Source organism: Odoribacter laneus YIT 12061 (assembly GCF_000243215.1).
GTDB lineage: Bacteria > Bacteroidota > Bacteroidia > Bacteroidales > Marinifilaceae > Culturomica > Culturomica lanea.
The window spans coordinates 1,082,279-1,100,686 of sequence record NZ_JH594596.1 but is presented as its reverse complement, the minus strand read 5'-3'; the positions used below and the strand labels follow the sequence as shown (position 1 = coordinate 1,100,686).

Below are 18,408 nucleotides of genomic sequence, written 5' to 3'. Positions count from 1 at the left end.
GGAATATTGTAAATACATTACTAAGTGGATGGAATGAAGAAAAATATTGGCAAAGACGAATTTATTGTCAGACGCACCAAAATTTACTTTCAAAATACTTCTTGTTTTATCTGCATCGGGTGGAGGCGAAGATGAATGCTTCCACAGGATTGGGTTTAGGCACAAAGAATTCTCTCATGTGCCATATTTAATGGAAAGCTATTTCTTCCTCATCGATTGAATAATATTATCATTGCCCGTAATGTGAAAATTGGTAGGAATGTATATGTCTATCATAATGTAACTATTGCAGAAAGCGATAAAAGGAAAATAACTCATATTGGGGATTTTGTTAGAATAGGGACGGGGCTGTGATTCTTAATAATGTAACTATAGGGGATTATGCCCAAATAGGTGCTAACTGCGTTGTAATCAGTGACGTGCCTCGGGGTGGGGTGTGCGTAAGAATTCCTGGGAAAGTCATTAAAATTAACAAAATAGGTATAGATGCAAAATAAATGATTATGCCAAAATATTCAATAATCACTCCAAATTATAATGGTTTTGCGCTTATGAAAAACTACTTCGAGAGTTTAGAAGCGCAAACAATGAAAGATTTCGAGGTTATCATCGTGGATGATTGTTCCAAAGATGATTCATATCTGCAATTACAAAATTATGCAAAAGCTTCCGAAATGAATATCCGAGTATACCAAAGTGAGCAGAATTCTGGTCCGGGAAATGCACGCAATATCGGTATGGATAAGGCCACCGGTGATTTTATCACATTCATTGACAATGATGATTGGGTAGAGGTAACATGGCTGGAACAAATAGACAAAGTCTTAGCAGATAATCCTGATATTAATTGTGTTATTTATGACTATTACATAAAGTCTGAAACAAGCCAAAGTGTATCTCACTCTATGTATAAAGGAAAGGGTGGAATAATTTCCCTCTCCGACTGTATGGTTTTTGCAAGAAACCATACAGTCGGAAAGTTTTACAAACTTTCTGACTGTCGTCGAGAACAAATCCGCTTCCCTGAATTAAGGCGTTGTGAGGATGTCGCTTTCGTTTGTCGTGCAATAGAAGCATGTAAAACAGTGTACTATTTAAATATTCCATTGTATTATTACTATCAACGTCCTACTTCTCTTTCGAACAACAAGAAAATGGATGAATCGGATATGGTGAAGGCGTTTGCAATCATTGAAGAACACTTAGCGTTAAAATATCCACAAGAGATAAAAGAGAAATCAGTAACAGACTTATTATATGGTGGGTTACTCATGATATTGAAGGCTGGTAAATCAAGACGATATATTTTAGATTACTTAAAAAAATATGAAAACAAGTACCCAGAGTGGTGGAAATGTAATATTCTGCATTCAATAGGAAGAGCTAAGTTCGTGTATCTTCAATGTGCGAGATTTAGATTTATTCTGATGCTGAAAACCCTTACTTATTTGCATTCAAGATTGGTTGACAAATAATAAATCCCAATGTCATGAGTATAGAACAAAAAATCAATTATCAATTAAATAAATATCCAATAATTAAAAAGGTTGTTAAGCGTACTTACCAACTTGCTATGTATGCGATATCTCCAAAAGTCAAAAGTGAGGGGAATATTATCAGGGTATCGCCTGAGGCAGATGGAGAATACTTTTTTGGCTACTATGATAAATCACCTTGGGATATTACAGGAAGATATATGCTTTGCATGAAAGCAAAAGACACATGGAGTGAACCGGATCCCTTTACTGAAGCAGAAATATTAGTGATAGACACAGAAGCCGGGACACATCGCATTGTGGCAACGACACATACTTGGAATGTTCAGCAAGGTTGTATGGCACAGTGGTTAGGGCCGGATTTCAAAGATAAAATTCTTTATAACGATTTACGTGAAGGGAAGTACTGTTCAGTTATCCTGAATATTGAAACAAAAGAAGAAATTGTGCTTCCATTCCCGATTTATACAGTGTCGACAGACGGCAAAACGGCTTTATCTCTTGATTTTTCCCGTTTACATTCTCTCAGATTAGGGTATGGATATGCCGCATTGCATGAAGCCACAAAAGGAGAAGCTCTCCCAAATTCAACAGCCATTTGGAGAATTGATATAGAATCGAGAAAGGTTGAACCGCTACTAACTTATAAAAATTTTGCACACTTTGAACCTCGTGAAGAGATGAAAGAACCTGGTTCAGTACATAAGGTTAATCACCTAATGCTATCACCAAATGGCAAGCGTTTCATGGTACTCTATCGTTGGTTCTGCGGACAACGCAAATATACGCGTCTGATAACTTGTAATGTAGATGGGACAGATATGTATGTTTTAAGTGATGATGATATGGTGAGTCATTGTTTCTGGAAAAATGACGAGGAGATAATTGCGTTTGAGAGGAAGAAAGATGCAGGGAATGGATATTTTCTGATGAGAGATAAAACGCAAAAATATCAGCATTTATGGAAGCAACTAAGTAATGACGGCCATCCAAGCTATTGCCCTTCAGATAATTCTCTTGTAGTCATTGACTCTTATCCCAATCGTGCTAGGGTGGCAGACATAAAACTTTTACGCGACACAGACCCTGATGCAAAGGATATGAAAGTGATAGCAAGAGTGTTTGCTCCTTTCAAATATGACAATGATACTCGATGTGACTTACATCCTCGATGGAGTCGTGATGGGAAAAAAGTCTGTTTCGATTCCGTATTTGAAGGGCGAAGAGGGCTATATGTTATAACGATTTAGAGCATAACGATATGACGAAATCAAAAACATTAGAAAAACCTTTTATATCTGCCATTCTAGTTACAAGAAATGAAGGCGCATATATTGAGAAAGCTCTTTTAAGTTATTTGAATCAAGATTATCCCACATCAAGATATGAGATATTGATAGTGGATGGGGAGTCTACGGACGATACGGTTCAAAGAGCTAAAGATGTGATTGAAAAAATCAAGATAGAGGGTCGTGAAGTACCAGAATGCACATTTATAAACAACCCCCAAAAGATACTTGCCGCGGGATGGAATATCGGAATTAAGGCATCAAAAGGAGAATACGTGGTACGTATCGATGCACATGGAGAAGCCGCTCTTGACTTCATTAGTAATAGCGTTGAAACTATGCTGAAAGTTGATGCGGTATGTGTTGGAGGAAAACTTACAACAAAATCTTTGGGAGATGAGAATAAGATAGTAAGTAACATTCTTTCTTCATCGTTTGGGGTCGGGAATTCAAGTTTTCGTGTATCAAATACAGCTTGTTATGCTGATACGGCTGTATACGGACTATATAAACGAAATGTGTTTGATGAAATTGGCTATTTCAACGAATCATTGGTAAGAAATCAAGATATTGAACTTCACACACGCATTAAGAAATCTGGTGGAAAATTTTATTTCAATCCGGAAATAAGCAGTATCTACTATTCCCGTCCGTCAGTGAAGAAAATGTTACGTCAAGGTTATGGAAATGGTAAATGGAATTTGATAATTGTAAGATATAATGAGGCTCGTCTTTCTCTTCGTCACCTCGTTCCTTTGTTCTTTGTTCTCTTTATTCTTTTAACGACAATTGCTGGTTTCTTTTTCTTCCCAATTTGGTGGCTTGAATTAGCTGTGTTGGCCTTATATTTTTCCTTGGCACTGATTGCATCAATCAAATTTACATTCAATCCGCTGAAAATTCTAGCTATGATGGGACTGTATTTCGCTCTTCATATCTCATACGGAGTAGGTTCTATCGTGGGATGTTTTATAAAAATCAAGAATTAACATAAATATATAAAAATATGCAAAACATTAAGATTTGCGTAATCGGTCTCGGTTACGTTGGATTACCTTTGGCTCGTTTGTTCTCAACTAAGTATCCTACCGTTGGTTTTGATATGAACCAAAAGCGCGTCGATGCACTTATGGCAGGTCACGATGCAACGTTGGAGGTAAGCGATGAACTCCTTCAAGATGCAATCAATAACAATGGATTCAAGTGTACCGCTGATATGGAAGAAATCCGTGACTGCAACTTCTATGTTGTTGCTGTTCCCACACCAGTGGATGAGAATAACAATCCTGATCTTACTCCGCTTTATGGCGCCAGTACAACAGTTGGTAAAGTAATAAGTAAGGGCGATATTGTTGTTTATGAATCAACGGTTTACCCGGGAGTGACAGAAAATGAATGCTTACCGGTTGTAGAGAAAGTATCAGGTTTAAAGTTTAATATTGACTTCTATGCTGGATACTCTCCAGAACGCATCAACCCGGGCGATAAACTTCATACTGTTGAACACATTAAGAAGGTGACTTCCGGCTCGACTCCAGAAATTGGTATAAAGGTTAATGATGTGTACGCATCTGTTATTACAGCCGGTACCCACCTAGCACCAACAATAAAGGTTGCAGAAGCGGCAAAGGTTATTGAAAATTCACAGCGTGATATTAATATTGCTTTTGTCAATGAACTATCAAAGATTTTCACGAAGTTAGGTATTGATACTCAGGATGTCCTTGAGGCTGCTTCAACAAAGTGGAACTTCTTGCCATTCAACCCAGGTCTTGTAGGGGGACATTGTATTGGCGTAGATCCTTATTATCTTGCGCAGTGTGCCCAACGTCATGGTTACAATCCAGAGATTATTCTTGCTGGCCGTCGTATGAATGATGGAATGGGTGAATATGTTGCTACGGAGGCAATAAAACTTATGCTTAAGAAAGGTATTCAAGTCCTCAATTCTGAAATCATCATATTAGGCTTTACCTTCAAAGAGAATTGTCCTGATGTTCGTAATACAAAGGTAATTGATATTTATAAGGCTCTTAAAGAGTATAATGTCAAGATTACAATATATGATCCTTGGGCTACTCCTGCGATTGCAGAACATGAGTATGGTGTTAAGGTAACCAATGAATTACCTGCTAAGAAATTTGACGCAGCTATAGCTGCTGTAGCTCATAAGGAGTTTGAAAGACTTGATGTTATTTCTCTTTTGAATGACAATCATGTTATTTATGATGTTAAATGCACTCTGAATAGAGAAATTGTAGATGGAAGATTATAATTCAAGAACATAGTTAATATGAGCTATCAAAAAGTAAAATTTCCAAAGGATTCTTTATTCCTAGTTACTGGAGGTGCCGGATTTATTGGTTCAAATCTATGTGAAGCTATTCTTAACCTAGGTTATAAGGTACGTTGTTTAGATGACCTGAGTACAGGGAAACAATCAAATGTAGATTTATTTATAGATAATCCAAATTACGAGTTTATCAAAGGAGATATCAAAGACCTTGATACATGTATGAAAGCATGCGAAGGAGTTGATTATGTCCTCAATCAAGCTGCATGGGGAAGTGTACCAAGATCAATTGAGATGCCATTGTTCTATTCTTTGAACAATATTCAAGGTACTCTTAATATGCTTGAAGCAGCCCGCCAGAAAGGGGTAAAGAAATTTGTGTATGCATCTTCAAGTTCTGTATATGGTGATGAGCCAAATCTACCCAAAAAAGAGGGACGTGAAGGTAATCTACTATCTCCCTATGCCGTATCCAAACGTTGCGACGAAGAATGGGCAAAACAGTATACAAAGCACTATGGTCTTGATACATACGGTATGCGTTATTTCAATGTTTTTGGCCGTCGTCAAGACCCTAATGGCGCATATGCGGCTGTAATACCAAAGTTTATCAAATTACTTTTGAATGGAGAAAAGTGCCGTATAAATGGCGATGGCAAGCAAAGTCGTGATTTCACATACATTGAAAATGTGATAGAGGCAAACCTCAAAGCTTGTTTGTCTCCTTCTTCTGCTGCAGGGCAGGCATATAATATTGCCTACGGTGGACGTGAATATCTTATTGATATTTATTATGGTTTGACGAAATCATTAGGTATTGACAGGGAACCTGAATTCGGTCCAGATAGAGCTGGTGACATCAAACATTCTAATGCTGATATAAGCAAGGCAAAAGAGTTTCTCGGATATAATCCAGACTGGAGTTTTGAACGTGGCATAGAAGCAGCTATTGAATGGTATAAAGAGAATCTGTAAATAGCATTCACAGAAACAGCGAATGACATTGCTGTGAAAGATTCTTCATCTATTGATGTGTTTCTTCGTCCTGCATACCCAGAAAGAGGAGAGTTGGGACAAAACTGGTTAAAGAATAGTTTATACACTTCGTCGTTGGCGGGGAAACAGATGGAAACATCGCATTGCGTATCGTAAAGGCTTGTTAGTGTCTTTTCTTGTATTACTCACAAGTCATTATAGAACCCGATAGATTTTTATTCACTTTAAAATATGTTTTTGAAATTTTTATTTGACCGCATAGCAGCTTTATGTGGGCTGCTTGTGATTTGGCCTATTCTATTGGTCGTTGCGATTCTTATTAAAATTAAAATGCTTGGTGGGCCTGTATTATTCACCCAGAAACGTGTAGGAAAAAACGGTAAATTGTTTACGATATACAAATTTCGTTCAATGACCGTTTCGCATTCAGGATCTTCCGTGTCTGTAGCTGGTGAGAGTAGAATAACGCCGTTGGGAGCAAAGCTACGTCGATATAAGATTGACGAATTGCCAGAGTTATGGAATGTGTTCATTGGCGATATGAGTTTTGTTGGTCCGCGTCCAGATGTACCAGGATATGCTGATGCATTGCAAGGTAAAGACAGAGATGTTCTAAAACTACGCCCTGGTATAACCGGACCGGCGAGTTTGAAATATCGCAATGAAGAGGAATTGCTGGCTAAGGTAGATGACCCGCAGAAATATAATGATGAAGTAATTTTCCCCGATAAGGTACGCATAAATCTTTATTACTTGCACAATTATTCTTTCGTGAAGGATATTTTGATGATTTTCTGTACGGTGTTGGGAAGAAAAATGATGTATAATGGAGAATTAATATAATACTATGTCAAGAAATCGTATTTACCTCTGCCTTGCTCATATGAGCGGCAAAGAGCAGGAATTTATCAAAGAGGCCTTTGATACCAATTGGGTGGTGCCCCTCGGTCCTAACGTCAACGGCTTCGAAGCCGACCTTAAAGAGTTTGTCGGCGGCGAGAATGAAGTGGTGGCTCTGTCTGCCGGTACTGCTGCGGTGCATCTTGCACTGCTGGCCTGTGGTGTTGGACAGGGTGATGAGGTGTGTGTGCAGTCGTTCACCTTCTGTGCATCGTCTCACCCCATCACATACCTTGGAGCAACTCCTGTATTCATCGACTCTGAAAAGGATACGTGGAATATGGATCCTCAACTTCTCGAAGAGGCTATCAAAGATCGTATTGCCAAGACTGGAAAAGCCCCGAAGGCTATTGTCCCTGTGGCTCTCTATGGTATGCCCTATAAGATTGACGAAATTATGGAAGTTGCGAATCGTTATGACATTCCAGTGATAGAGGATGCAGCGGAGGGTTTCGGAAGTCGTTACGATGGCAGAGTATTGGGCACATTTGGCAAGTTCGGCGTGCTGTCGTTTAATGGTAACAAGATGATTACTACCTCAGGGGGTGGGGCTCTTATTTGTTCAAATATTAAAGACAAAAATACTATTATGTGGTATGCAACTCAAGCAAGAGAAGCATATCCATATTATCAACACGAAACAATAGGTTATAATTATCGTATGTCAAATATTTGTGCTGGCATTGGTCGGGGGCAAATGACAGTTGCGCAAGATCACATCAATCATCATAAGCATGTACAAGCTCTATATGAAGAACTCTTAGCCGATATACCTGGAATCGTTGTAAATAAAGCCCCGTCTGAAAAGTTTGACAGCAACTACTGGCTCTGTACAATTACAATTGATGAGAATGTCAAAGTGAAAGGCCAAGAAAAAGCATATGGAGCCGCTATCACAAGTGCCGTCGGTGGTGCTGCCGGTGTTATTCATGCAGGTGGCGGAATTCATACAGATTGTGAACCTAACGCTAATGTGGAAGCCATGCGTATGGCATTAGATGCTGCTGATATTGAGGCTCGTCCTGTCTGGAAACCTATGCACAAGCAACCTGTATATGAGAATGCCCCTGCTTACGTAAATGGTATTTCAGAAGCAATATTTAAGATTGGTATGTGCCTTCCTGCTGGCCGTTATGTAACAGACGAAGATGTTAAGTATATCGTTGAACAGATTAAAGCTAACATTCTATAGGATAAATCAAAGCTTATGATTATTGATAACATTTTCATAGAGGCATTATTAGAACAAGCAACAAAAAGTGAGCGCAGAAGAGCAAACTACGATTTGAGAACATCTGATAATGATCTATCGCAGCGTATGTTAAATGTGTTACTTCCTAGTACACAAATCCCTATTCATCGACATAAAGAAACTACAGAAACTGTTATAGTGTTGAGTGGACGACTTATAGAAGTTTTCTATGATGAAAATGGTAAGGAGTACGTTCGTTATGACTTATGTCCTGCAGACGGTCGATTTGGCATACAGGTTCCTCAAGGAACATGGCACACAATTATTGTATCTGAACCTTGTATTATTTTTGAGTCTAAAGATGGGGCTTATCATCCTCTTAATTCAGATGATGTACAAGTCTCCGTGAAATAAATTATATAATATCCCTACATATTCTAAAAAAGGCACCTCTCTAGGGGATGCCTTTTTTGTTTGGATATGTTTGGAAATACGTTTAAGCCTTGTTAATGACTCAATTTAATTATTCAGAAACCACTTCAAATTCCACGTTTACTTTCACATCTCTGTGAAGTTTGATAACGGCAGAATAGGTTCCTACTTCTTTGATATCTTTCAGCATAATTTTCTTTCTGTCGATTTCATAGCCCTGAGCTTGTAAAGCCTCAGCAATCATGATACTGTTCACAGAACCGAAAATTTTACCTGTACTACTGGTTTTGGCTCCGATAGTTAATTTCAACGCTTCGAGTTTAGCAGCTAATTCTTGAGCTTCAGCTCTCAATTTCGCTTCTTTATGTGCTCTTTGTTTGGTATTTTCGGCTACAGTTTTTTTAGCCGATTCGGTTGCCAGGATAGCATATCCCTGGGGGATAAGGTAGTTCCGACCATAACCCGGCTTTACGTTAATTATGTCGTCCTTATGACCTAAGTTTGCTATATCTGTTAATAATATAATCTGCATTTTGTCCTCCTTCCTTAAATTATTTCATCAAATCGGTTACATAAGGCAATAAAGCAAGGTGTCTTGCTCTCTTCACTGCGGTAGCCACTTTTCTCTGGTATTTCAGAGAGGTTCCGGTAATTCTTCTCGGAAGGATTTTCCCCTGTTCATTCAAAAATTTTTTCAGGAACTCGGGATCCTTGTAATCGATAAATTTGATTCTGCTCTTTAAGAAGCGGCAGTATTTTTTCTTTTTAACTTCTACGGAAGGCGGAGTTAAATATCTGATTTCACTTTCGTTCTGTGCCATGGCTTATTTCTCCTCTTTTTTTTCTTGGTTTTTACTTCTTCTCTTTAAAGCATACTCATATGCATACTTATCTAATCTGAAAGTCAGAAAACGAATGACTCTTTCATCCCGGCGGTAAGCAGTTTCCAGCTTATCCACCAAGGCACCTTCTGCTTCAAATTGGAGTAAATGATAAAATCCGGTAGTTTTCTTCTGGATCGGATAAGCCAGCTTCCGAAGGCCCCATGCCTCCTCATGCTCAATCGTACCTCCATTTTCCGTAATGGTACTCTTGAACTTTTCTACCGCTTCCTTTATCTGCACTTCAGATAAAACGGGAGTTGTAATGAAAACGGTCTCGTAATGATTCAACATAATTAATTGATTATTAGTATAAAATTATTTTATCGGCGCAAAGATAATGTTTTTGCACGAATTGTAAAAATTATTCCTGAATTATATTCCCGGTTTATCGGACAAAAGATTTTATTGATAGATTCTCTTCCTGTTTAAAGCCTCATGATATTGACGGGCATATTGGTTATGCTGCCGCAAAGTCTTCGAAAAATGATGTCCACCAGAAAAATCACTCTTGGCACAGAAAAAAAGGTAATCGTGTTTTTGGTAATTCAATACGGCATCAATAACCGGGATAGAAGGCAGGCGTACCGGTCCGGGAGGCAATCCCAGGTATTTATAAGTATTGTACGGAGAATCTATTTCGGTATGTTTGGTCAATATTCTCTGCAAGGTAAAATCTCCCCAGGCATATTTGAGGGTGGGACAGGCTGCTAAAGGAATATCTTTTTTCAAACGGTTTATGTAAACACCTGCGATGATGGGGTATTCTTCCGGTTTTACAGTCTCTTCTTCTACAATGGACGCCAGAATAATCACTTCTTCCGGAGAAAGCCCTGCTTGAGCTGCTTTTTCCCGACGGGCTGTATTCCAGAATTTTTTGTATTCCCCGGCCATTTTGTAAACAAAATCCCGGGGGGTAATATTCCAATATAATTGATAGGTATTGGGAATAAACATCGCCTTAAAATTTTCCTGACTGAAACCCAATTCCCGGGATATCTCCGGATTTTGGACGGTTTGCAGAAAAGTCAGCGAATCCATTTCCAACTGATGACTCACGAGACCGGCTAACTGTTGGAAAGTGCGGACATTATGGAAAGTAAAGTTTACAGCTTCCTGATTTCCAGAACGCAATAAATTGACTAAAGCATTGTTACTCATCCCATTCTGTATACGATAGCGTCCGGATTTTATATATGCGGGATATTTTTTCCAGTCGGCTACCTTACGAAGTGTATACACATTTTCAACATATCCCTTACTTTGCAAAGTGGCCAGCACCGTCTCAAAAGAATCTCCTTTCTGAATATAAATAATTCCCTTGTCTTTTACCTGAGTATTGGGCCAGTATATAAAATAGTAAGCGGTTCCTCCGGCAAAAAATGCCAGCAAAAGCAAGATAAATCCGATTCTGATAATTTTTTTCATTCTTCGTCCCGGAAATAAAGCTTATAGTAATTCATATCCCGGGCTGTATCATATCCTTTTTCAATATATTTTCGTTGCCCATGAATATAGACGTGAAAATTTTTATCCAATTTCAATACATGTCTGAAATATTTCTTTTCGTCTTTCACTGCATAATCAGACACGGGGAAGGTTGGCTGAAAAGGAATCTCCTTTTCCGTTTCATATTGTTTTTTAAAATTTTCAAAAGCCTGGATAACTTCCGGTTCTCTCACGACTTCCTCTTTAAAGCGGTCTTCCGAAAAAACTTCAGCATCTTTAAAAAAATTGATCGAACGGTTTAACATATCAATTTGGTCTGCACAAGGCACATCATTTTCTTTATTATAAATATCTTTGACAAAATCTTTGCAAAGATTCAAATAATTCGAAGTTTGAAAATAGCTGTCATTACTGGGCTGTAAACCTAAAAAATCGTTTGTCCAATAAATAGCCTCTTGTTGATTGGTTTTATCCAATACAGATACTTTATAACCGGACTCCGGACGAATATTGAAAATCAGGCAAGCTTTATCCAATTTCCGGATATTGATGCCCGATTCACTTTTTAGCTGATAAGTATGTTGGTTCAGAATAATTTTCAGAAAAGTATCTTTCGTTTCCGACTTAAAAATCCCGACTGCATCACAAAGTCCTTCCTCAATATTACAATTCCGGAAATAAACAATGTACAATTCCCCCGACTTAATATTCGGATTGTTGGATTGTTCAAATAATTGCTCTGCTATCGTAACGGACTGTGCATAAAATGCTCCGGCATCAGCAAAAATAGTATTCACTGCAGCGTATACTGGATTATTTTCCAATTCTCCTGCATATGCCTGAAAATTGTAGAAGGCATCTTTTTTAAAAGGAGAGAGGAAATAATTTTTTAACAAACTGATCACATCCGGATCATCCGGAAGAAAACAATTATCCGAAATTGTCAGTTCACCTCCTTCATATTTATTCCCGACCTTATGGATAACGATATTTCCGATTTCGCAATTTTCAAAATTTATCATACTCTAAAATCTAAAATTAACGCCCAGATTCAGGTTTTCTTTAAACTGCATCTTTTTAGAATAGTTTTCATCATATACGACATTTGTGTATATCGAAGCCCGCATAAAATAGTTTATCTTAAAGTCGATCTGAACCTGCCAGTTGGCAGTAAAAGTCTGTTGGGAATTATAATAACTGCTGAACATGATGAGTTCGTTGCGTACGTCCATAATCTTAAACAAACTGAATTTATTCCGCAATTCCAATCGGGCACCGGCATCCCCTTTGGATCTTTTTCCGACTTCCACTCCATAACGAGTGGGATCTATCCCCACTGTGTCGCGCACGAAAGTCCATTTTCCTGCAATGGGAGAGAGATAAAGTGAGAAATTTTCATTCGGCTTATAGTCAAGACCCAAAGAAAGGGTAAAATAAGCAGGAGTCATAAAATTTCCGACTATTTTTTTCTCGTTTTCAGAATATTCGTAAGAATTGAAGATCATGGTCTGGATATTGAGCTGAGTGGTATAATACCAGTTCTTAAAAGCTTGATGTCCTAATTTAGAGTTCAATTCCAGTTTTTCCTCATTTTTACGCAAACCTTGATCTCCGCTTTTCAAGAAACCCAGGCGATAATGCATAAAATTTTCCCAGCTGGTTTTATTTTTATTGTAATTTATAAAAAAACGGATATTACTGAGTACAGATAAAGAATTTTCACCACCGCTCGACCAATTAGCCAAATAGCCTTGCCCCATAGCCAATTCCACTTCAGAATAATACGTCCAATGACGCCGGTATAAATTTCCCGCTTTAATCTGTTGGATATCAAAATATTTGTCTCCTAATTGGTTGGCTAAACTCCGCGGATTATTTTGTTGCGCATCGATTTTAGCCGGATACACATTATCATCCACATACACCCGTATATTATTGCCGGGAGGGGCAACTTCAATCCAAGTACCGATGGAATCCCCGGTTTTGTTAAGAGCCCAGAAACGATGAAATTCAGCACGTCCGTTGTTGATCCAGAATTGAACAGAACTATCTGCCACATTCAACACTTCCAGCAATACCGAATCCCGGCTGATATCCTTTAACCAGCGGTAGTTCGAATCCGTACGGACATAATTGGCCAAGGCCGACAAATCGGAATTCATATAAGTCTGGTAATCGGTGGTCAGTAAATGGGCATGTTTCGTATATAAAGCAACGCTGTCAAATAGGAGCTTCGTTTGTATTTTATTCAAAGCTTCCTCTTTTTCTCCGGTTGTTTTTATATAATCCCTCAAATAATTCACCATCCGCTTTAACGAATCGTTTTCAGCGTATTGAATTAAAGTGTTTAATGCCTGGTTCAATTCCTGATCGGCGTATTTTTTATTTTCCAGATATTGAATCGCATAACGAATAGCCGGATTTTCTATTTCCGTATTTTTTAGTTTTCGTTTCAAAGAAGACAGATTTTTGGGAAAAATAGAATGATTGGAAACAAGCGGTTGAGGAAGGAGGGGAATAGGAGGTATTTCCTCGGGACAGAGCAATTGTCCGAAAGCGAAACCGTTACTTAATAATAAAGCACACACCACCAGTATTATTCGGGTCATAGTAGTAAATTTAGTATATTATGCATTTCTCATTTAAAAGGTGAATTCGGTTCCTTAGCCATGTGGGAATACGCTAATTTGTCGATCAGACGAGGCCACCATTTATCCAAGAATACCGTCAGTTTCCCTTCTACAAATGTCATGATAATTTCCCTTTTCCTCTTTCGTATTCCTTTTATAATCAAGGAAGCACATTTCTCTGCCGACATCATGCCTGCTTCATCTCTCGGACTTTCTCCTTGTTGACGCCCGCTAGCATCCAAAGCTGTCGTTCGGATATTAGAAGCCGTAAAACCGGGGGCAGCAACCAATACATGTAATCCTTTTTTCAAATTTTCAATTCGCAGGGTATTTAAAAAACCACGCATGGCAAACTTACTGGCTGCATAACCGCTACGCCCCGGTAAACCGATAAACCCCGCAATAGAAATAATCCCGACAAGACTCCCACGACTATTTAATAAATGAGGAAGAGCGTATTTACTACAATAAACAGTTCCCCAAAAATTGACATCCAGCAAACGATGCAATACTTTCATATCCAGCTCCTCAAATACAGCCCGCATAGATATGCCTGCATTATTTACCAATATATCAATCCGACCGAATTGTTGATAAGTCTGATCGATCAGTTGCTTACAATCAGCTTCCACGGAAACATCTGTCCTTACCGAAATAATTTCGACTCCCTGAGCCCGTAGTTCCTGTTCTATAAGTAATAATTTTTCTATATTCCGAGCACCCATTGCAATCTTACAACCCTCAGCAGCAAAACCATATACTAATGCTTTTCCGATTCCGGATGACGCACCCGTAACGATAACGACTTTATTACGCATCTTCGCTATAATTTACCTTTTACTATATTTGCGCAAATATAATAAATTCTGGGGTCATCGTTTTTTTAATCTGAAAAAATATAAAAAAATGTTTGTCCTATAATTTATATTATGTAAAATAATATATAAAATGAAAAGGAGGAGAAATTTTCTTCTCCTCCCATGTTTTTGAATTATTCTGCTTTCTGCAAAGCTTCTTGCATTTTATCGTATTTTTCTTGATATACAGGATCAGTAGCGCGCAGTCTGAAGTACAGCTCTTTCAGAATAGTCATTGTATTTCTTTCTCCCGGTTGTATTTCCAAAGCCTTTTCGAAAAAAGGAATTGCTTTTGCGTATGCAGCATATACTTTGGGAACTTCCCGGTTGTATTCATCGGCGTCTTCGATGTTAAATACGACTTTATTCAATTCATTGGCTTCATTTAATTTCATATTACCTAAATAAAACAGTGAATTGAAATCGTTCGGATCGATAGACAAAGCCTTTTCATACATAGCCTGTGCTTTTTCCGGTTGGTTAAGTTTCTCATACAAAGTACCTTTAGCCCGGTAATAAGAAGGATTATTAGGATCTTGTTTGATTGCAGCATCCAGATATACTTCAGCTTTTTCGGGTTCGCCTCCTAACAGATAATAATTGATCAGTTCTACCAAGGTGAAAGGATCGTTCGGAGCCAATTCATAACCTTTCTGCAGGTATTGAAGAGCTTCTTCTTTTTTACCTTGTTCTTTTAAAACACTGGCTAACATTACATTAGTCTTGGCAGGCTCATAATTGTATTTCAATGCTTCTTTATAATATCCTTCTGCTTCACTGAGTAAATTTGCTTTTTGAGCAGCTAAACCTGCATTGAAAATAATTGCCGTATCAATGCCCGGATTATTGATAATCGGAGATTTTTCTATTTCCAATACTCTCTTGAATGCATTCAAAGCACCTGCATAATTTTCAGATGAATAGAATTCTACTCCTTTGTTGGCATAGTCAATGGCTAAATTTTCAAACTGAACTTTTAACTTCTTAGGAAATTTTCCTTTTTCATCCAGTTGCTGAACCTTCTGATAAGCTTCCCAAGCTACATCCAAAGCGTTCGGGTCCAATTTTTTATAATCGGGCAAAGGACTTTCGTAAATAGCTTGATAAATCTGACCTTTTATGAAATAGCTTTTAGGATCATTTACACAATTTTCATGTGTAATCGCCTCATCTATCAGTTTTTTAGCTTCGTCCAATTTACCTGAACTCAAGTAACTGCTAGCTTGTGCTACTTTTCCTTTCTGTGCATATGTTGCTGTAGCACAAAAAAGCAAAATCATAATAAAAGTTAATTTTCTCATACGTACCTGTTTGTTTAATTTATATTTCAGTTTCACGTTAAAAATGCGCAATTTGTTTCACAATCAGACACTTTCTTCAAAGCTTGCATCCGGATTTACATCGTTCTCCTCTCCTTCTCTCTCTTCCTCTTTAGCAGCTGAAACTTTAGCCACTGCAGCAATAGCATCGTCATTTCTCAGGTTGATCAACCTTACCCCTTGGGTGTTTCGCCCCATTACCCGCAAAGAAGATACTTCCAAACGAATGGTCAAACCGGACTTGGTGATAATCATCAGATTGTCTTCATCGGTCACATCAATCAGCGAAATTAACTTACCTGTCTTTTCCGTCAGGTTAATGGTTTTCACGCCTTTCCCGCCCCTGTTTGTAATCCGGTAATCTTCAATATCGGAACGTTTTCCATATCCATTTTCAGAAACGACCAGTACATTGGCCTTTTCCGGTTCTATACAGATCATTCCGATTACTTCGTCTTCTTCATCATTTAAGGTAATCCCTCTTACTCCGGAAGCCGTACGTCCCATTGGGCGAACCTTATGTTCCGGGAAACGGATCGCTTTACCGGATTTGACAGCCAGCATGATATCCTTTTCTCCATTCGTCAGCTTCGCTTCCAGCAACTGATCCCCTTCTTTTATGGTAATGGCATTAACTCCGTTCTGACGCGGACGGGAATAAGCTTCTAAAGTCGTTTTCTTGATAATTCCCTTCTTTGAACACAAGACAATATAGTTGCTATTTATATAATCCGTATCTTTTAAATCCAACAGATTGATATAAGCTTTTACTTTGTCGTCCGGCTCTATATTCAGTAAGTTCTGTATAGCCCGTCCTTTTGCCTGTTTGGTTCCTTCGGGAATTTCGTACACTTTCAGCCAGAAACATTTTCCTTTTTCTGTAAAGAAAAGCATAGTGTTGTGCATAGTGGCCATGATCATGTGCTCCAGAAAATCTTCATCCCGGGTAGCGGAACCTTTGGAACCGACGCCTCCTCTGTTTTGAACTTTATATTCGCTTAGGGGAGTACGTTTTATATATCCCATATGGGAAATGGTGATCACCATCTCTTCATCTGCATAAAAATCTTCCGGATTAAATTCTTCCGAAGCGTAGACGATATCGGTACGGCGCTCATCCCCATACAATTGTTTCATTTCGATCAATTCGCTCTTGACGATCTCCATACGTAATTCCACACTGGCTAAAATCTCCTGCAAATGCGTTATTAGCTTTTCGATTTCCTCGTATTCTGCTCTCAACTTGTCCTGTTCCAGCCCTGTCAACTGCCTCAAACGCATATCCACTATGGCAGAGGCTTGTACGTCAGTCAGACTAAACCGTTCCATTAAGGTATTTCTCGCTTCTTCCGGCGTTTTAGACCCCCTTATGATCCGGATTACTTCATCGATATGATCGCAAGCAATAATCAAACCTTCCAGAATATGAGCCCGTTTTTCAGCTTGTCTCAGTTCAAATTGTGTACGCCGGATCACCACTTCGTGCCGGTGCTCTACAAAATGACGGATCAAATCTTTCAGGTTTAATAATTTAGGGCGTCCGTGTACCAATACCACATTATTCACTCCGAAGGAAGTCTGCAGAGCCGTATGTTTTAATAAGGTATTCAATACCACATTGGAAATAGCATCCTTTTTCACATCGATCACAATCCGCATCCCGTTCCGGTCCGATTCGTCGTTGACATTCGAAATACCTTCGATTTTCTTTTCGTTAATCAGCTCTGCAATGCGTAAAATTAATTCCAGTTTATTTACCTGATAGGGAATTTCGTGTACGATAATTTTTTCCCGTCCTGTCGGGCTTACTTCTATCGAAGTCTTAGCCCGTACGATAATTCTTCCTCTGCCGGTACGGTAGGACTCCTTTACACCGTTATATCCGTATATGGTACCCCCGGTAGGAAAATCCGGAGCCTTAATGATTCTAATTAATTCTTCGATATCAATGTCATGGTTGTCAATATAAGCACAAATGGCATCCACCGCATCATTGATATTATGAGGAGCCATGTTCGTTGCCATGCCGACCGCAATACCGGAAGCTCCGTTAACCAGTAAATTCGGAATTTTAGAAGGCAACACTGTTGGTTCCTTTAAGGATTCATCAAAATTCGGAGCCATATCTACCGTATCCTTCTCCAGATCTGCCAACATTTCTTCAGCAATCTTTTTCATACGGGCTTCGGTGTAACGCATAGCAGCCGGACTATCTCCGTCCACTGAACCGAAGTTTCCCTGGCCGTCCACCAGAGGATAGCGCAAAGACCAGGGTTGGGCCATACGAACCATGGTCATGTATACGGAACTATCTCCATGGGGATGATATTTCCCCATCACCTCTCCCACAATTCTGGCAGATTTTTTATAAGGTTTATTGGAAGTAACTCCCAATTCATTCATTCCATAAAGTACTCTTCTGTGCACAGGCTTCATTCCGTCCCTCACATCAGGCAATGCACGTGAAACAATCACCGACATTGAATAATCAATGTAGGACGATTTCATTTCTTCCTCTATATTAATCTTAATGATTTTTTCTCCGCCGTTTTCCATCTATTCAAATTTGCAATTAATCGATTATAAAACAATTATTTAGCCCAAAATTCAGGTCATTATTGCTAAAATCCCACAAATGTAATAAAATGAATGAGATTTTTGACAAAAAAGATCG

At 38.7% G+C, this 18,408-nt stretch carries 17 protein-coding genes; 8 read left to right on the top strand and 9 right to left on the bottom strand.

From position 1 onward, the window contains the following. Nucleotides 1-503: 503 nt before the first annotated feature. The 8 genes from HMPREF9449_RS04655 to HMPREF9449_RS04620 all read left to right on the top strand — a co-directional run bounded on the left by HMPREF9449_RS04655 (nucleotide 504) and on the right by HMPREF9449_RS04620 (nucleotide 8,580). Nucleotides 504-1,475, top strand: a complete 972-nt coding sequence (locus HMPREF9449_RS04655; protein WP_187118586.1) for a glycosyltransferase family 2 protein — start codon at nucleotides 504-506, stop codon at nucleotides 1,473-1,475. Between the two features lie 14 nt (nucleotides 1,476-1,489). Next, on the top strand, nucleotides 1,490-2,746 hold the full coding sequence (locus tag HMPREF9449_RS04650) for a TolB-like translocation protein (RefSeq protein WP_009136081.1): 1,257 nt from the start codon (nucleotides 1,490-1,492) through the stop codon (nucleotides 2,744-2,746). A gap of 11 nt (nucleotides 2,747-2,757) precedes the next feature. After that, the gene (locus tag HMPREF9449_RS04645; RefSeq protein ID WP_009136080.1) at nucleotides 2,758-3,774 is read left to right on the top strand and encodes a glycosyltransferase family 2 protein; all 1,017 of its coding nucleotides are present in this window, start codon (nucleotides 2,758-2,760) and stop codon (nucleotides 3,772-3,774) included. A gap of 17 nt (nucleotides 3,775-3,791) precedes the next feature. Continuing rightward, nucleotides 3,792-5,060, top strand: coding sequence for a nucleotide sugar dehydrogenase (locus tag HMPREF9449_RS04640; protein WP_009136079.1), 1,269 nt, complete (start codon nucleotides 3,792-3,794; stop codon nucleotides 5,058-5,060). An 18-nt stretch (nucleotides 5,061-5,078) separates the two neighbouring features. Beyond that, on the top strand, nucleotides 5,079-6,053 hold the full coding sequence (locus HMPREF9449_RS04635; RefSeq protein WP_009136078.1) for an SDR family oxidoreductase: 975 nt from the start codon (nucleotides 5,079-5,081) through the stop codon (nucleotides 6,051-6,053). Between the two features lie 252 nt (nucleotides 6,054-6,305). Beyond that, nucleotides 6,306-6,917: a sugar transferase gene (locus tag HMPREF9449_RS04630; protein ID WP_009136077.1), complete on the top strand. Its 612-nt coding sequence runs from the start codon at nucleotides 6,306-6,308 to the stop codon at nucleotides 6,915-6,917. Between the two features lie 4 nt (nucleotides 6,918-6,921). Further along, on the top strand, nucleotides 6,922-8,166 hold the full coding sequence (locus HMPREF9449_RS04625; RefSeq protein WP_009136076.1) for a DegT/DnrJ/EryC1/StrS family aminotransferase: 1,245 nt from the start codon (nucleotides 6,922-6,924) through the stop codon (nucleotides 8,164-8,166). A gap of 15 nt (nucleotides 8,167-8,181) precedes the next feature. Continuing rightward, a complete protein-coding gene (locus tag HMPREF9449_RS04620) occupies nucleotides 8,182-8,580 on the top strand; it encodes a WbuC family cupin fold metalloprotein (protein ID WP_009136075.1) in 399 nt (132 codons plus the stop codon). A gap of 109 nt (nucleotides 8,581-8,689) precedes the next feature. Here the strand turns inward: HMPREF9449_RS04620 and rplI are convergent, their stop codons facing one another. The 9 genes from rplI to gyrA all read right to left on the bottom strand — a co-directional run bounded on the left by rplI (nucleotide 8,690) and on the right by gyrA (nucleotide 18,290). After that, complete coding sequence (rplI, locus tag HMPREF9449_RS04615; protein WP_009136074.1) at nucleotides 8,690-9,130, bottom strand: 50S ribosomal protein L9; 441 nt, start codon at nucleotides 9,128-9,130, stop codon at nucleotides 8,690-8,692. A 19-nt stretch (nucleotides 9,131-9,149) separates the two neighbouring features. Then, nucleotides 9,150-9,419 (bottom strand): 30S ribosomal protein S18, encoded by a 270-nt coding sequence (rpsR, locus tag HMPREF9449_RS04610; RefSeq protein ID WP_009136073.1) that lies wholly within the window; start codon nucleotides 9,417-9,419, stop codon nucleotides 9,150-9,152. A 3-nt stretch (nucleotides 9,420-9,422) separates the two neighbouring features. After that, the gene (gene rpsF / locus HMPREF9449_RS04605; protein WP_198010602.1) at nucleotides 9,423-9,770 is read right to left on the bottom strand and encodes a 30S ribosomal protein S6; all 348 of its coding nucleotides are present in this window, start codon (nucleotides 9,768-9,770) and stop codon (nucleotides 9,423-9,425) included. Between the two features lie 114 nt (nucleotides 9,771-9,884). Beyond that, nucleotides 9,885-10,907 (bottom strand): endolytic transglycosylase MltG, encoded by a 1,023-nt coding sequence (gene mltG, locus HMPREF9449_RS04600; RefSeq protein ID WP_009136071.1) that lies wholly within the window; start codon nucleotides 10,905-10,907, stop codon nucleotides 9,885-9,887. Beyond that, nucleotides 10,904-11,950, bottom strand: a complete 1,047-nt coding sequence (locus tag HMPREF9449_RS04595; protein WP_009136070.1) for a nucleoid-associated protein — start codon at nucleotides 11,948-11,950, stop codon at nucleotides 10,904-10,906. Before HMPREF9449_RS04595 ends, mltG begins: the two co-directional genes overlap by 4 nt. A gap of 3 nt (nucleotides 11,951-11,953) precedes the next feature. After that, nucleotides 11,954-13,537, bottom strand: a complete 1,584-nt coding sequence (locus tag HMPREF9449_RS04590; protein WP_009136069.1) for a DUF3078 domain-containing protein — start codon at nucleotides 13,535-13,537, stop codon at nucleotides 11,954-11,956. A 29-nt stretch (nucleotides 13,538-13,566) separates the two neighbouring features. After that, nucleotides 13,567-14,376: an SDR family oxidoreductase gene (locus HMPREF9449_RS04585; protein WP_009136068.1), complete on the bottom strand. Its 810-nt coding sequence runs from the start codon at nucleotides 14,374-14,376 to the stop codon at nucleotides 13,567-13,569. Nucleotides 14,377-14,549: 173 nt separating this feature from the next. Continuing rightward, nucleotides 14,550-15,716 (bottom strand): tetratricopeptide repeat protein, encoded by a 1,167-nt coding sequence (locus tag HMPREF9449_RS04580; RefSeq protein WP_009136067.1) that lies wholly within the window; start codon nucleotides 15,714-15,716, stop codon nucleotides 14,550-14,552. Nucleotides 15,717-15,779: 63 nt separating this feature from the next. After that, nucleotides 15,780-18,290: a DNA gyrase subunit A gene (gene gyrA / locus HMPREF9449_RS04575; protein ID WP_009136066.1), complete on the bottom strand. Its 2,511-nt coding sequence runs from the start codon at nucleotides 18,288-18,290 to the stop codon at nucleotides 15,780-15,782. Nucleotides 18,291-18,408 lie beyond the last annotated feature (118 nt).

Bases quoted from the DNA above. Each gene is read 5' to 3' on its own strand.
- HMPREF9449_RS04655 (WP_187118586.1), top strand. From the start codon at position 504: ATGCCAAAATATTCAATAATCACTCCAAATTATAATGGTTTTGCGCTT.
- HMPREF9449_RS04650 (WP_009136081.1), top strand. From the start codon at position 1,490: ATGAGTATAGAACAAAAAATCAATTATCAATTAAATAAATATCCAATA.
- HMPREF9449_RS04645 (WP_009136080.1), top strand. From the start codon at position 2,758: ATGACGAAATCAAAAACATTAGAAAAACCTTTTATATCTGCCATTCTA.
- HMPREF9449_RS04640 (WP_009136079.1), top strand. From the start codon at position 3,792: ATGCAAAACATTAAGATTTGCGTAATCGGTCTCGGTTACGTTGGATTA.
- HMPREF9449_RS04635 (WP_009136078.1), top strand. From the start codon at position 5,079: ATGAGCTATCAAAAAGTAAAATTTCCAAAGGATTCTTTATTCCTAGTT.
- HMPREF9449_RS04630 (WP_009136077.1), top strand. From the start codon at position 6,306: ATGTTTTTGAAATTTTTATTTGACCGCATAGCAGCTTTATGTGGGCTG.
- HMPREF9449_RS04625 (WP_009136076.1), top strand. From the start codon at position 6,922: ATGTCAAGAAATCGTATTTACCTCTGCCTTGCTCATATGAGCGGCAAA.
- HMPREF9449_RS04620 (WP_009136075.1), top strand. From the start codon at position 8,182: ATGATTATTGATAACATTTTCATAGAGGCATTATTAGAACAAGCAACA.
- rplI (WP_009136074.1), bottom strand. From the start codon at position 9,130: ATGCAGATTATATTATTAACAGATATAGCAAACTTAGGTCATAAGGAC.
- rpsR (WP_009136073.1), bottom strand. From the start codon at position 9,419: ATGGCACAGAACGAAAGTGAAATCAGATATTTAACTCCGCCTTCCGTA.
- mltG (WP_009136071.1), bottom strand. From the start codon at position 10,907: ATGAAAAAAATTATCAGAATCGGATTTATCTTGCTTTTGCTGGCATTT.
- HMPREF9449_RS04595 (WP_009136070.1), bottom strand. From the start codon at position 11,950: ATGATAAATTTTGAAAATTGCGAAATCGGAAATATCGTTATCCATAAG.
- HMPREF9449_RS04590 (WP_009136069.1), bottom strand. From the start codon at position 13,537: ATGACCCGAATAATACTGGTGGTGTGTGCTTTATTATTAAGTAACGGT.
- HMPREF9449_RS04585 (WP_009136068.1), bottom strand. From the start codon at position 14,376: ATGCGTAATAAAGTCGTTATCGTTACGGGTGCGTCATCCGGAATCGGA.
- HMPREF9449_RS04580 (WP_009136067.1), bottom strand. From the start codon at position 15,716: ATGAGAAAATTAACTTTTATTATGATTTTGCTTTTTTGTGCTACAGCA.
- gyrA (WP_009136066.1), bottom strand. From the start codon at position 18,290: ATGGAAAACGGCGGAGAAAAAATCATTAAGATTAATATAGAGGAAGAA.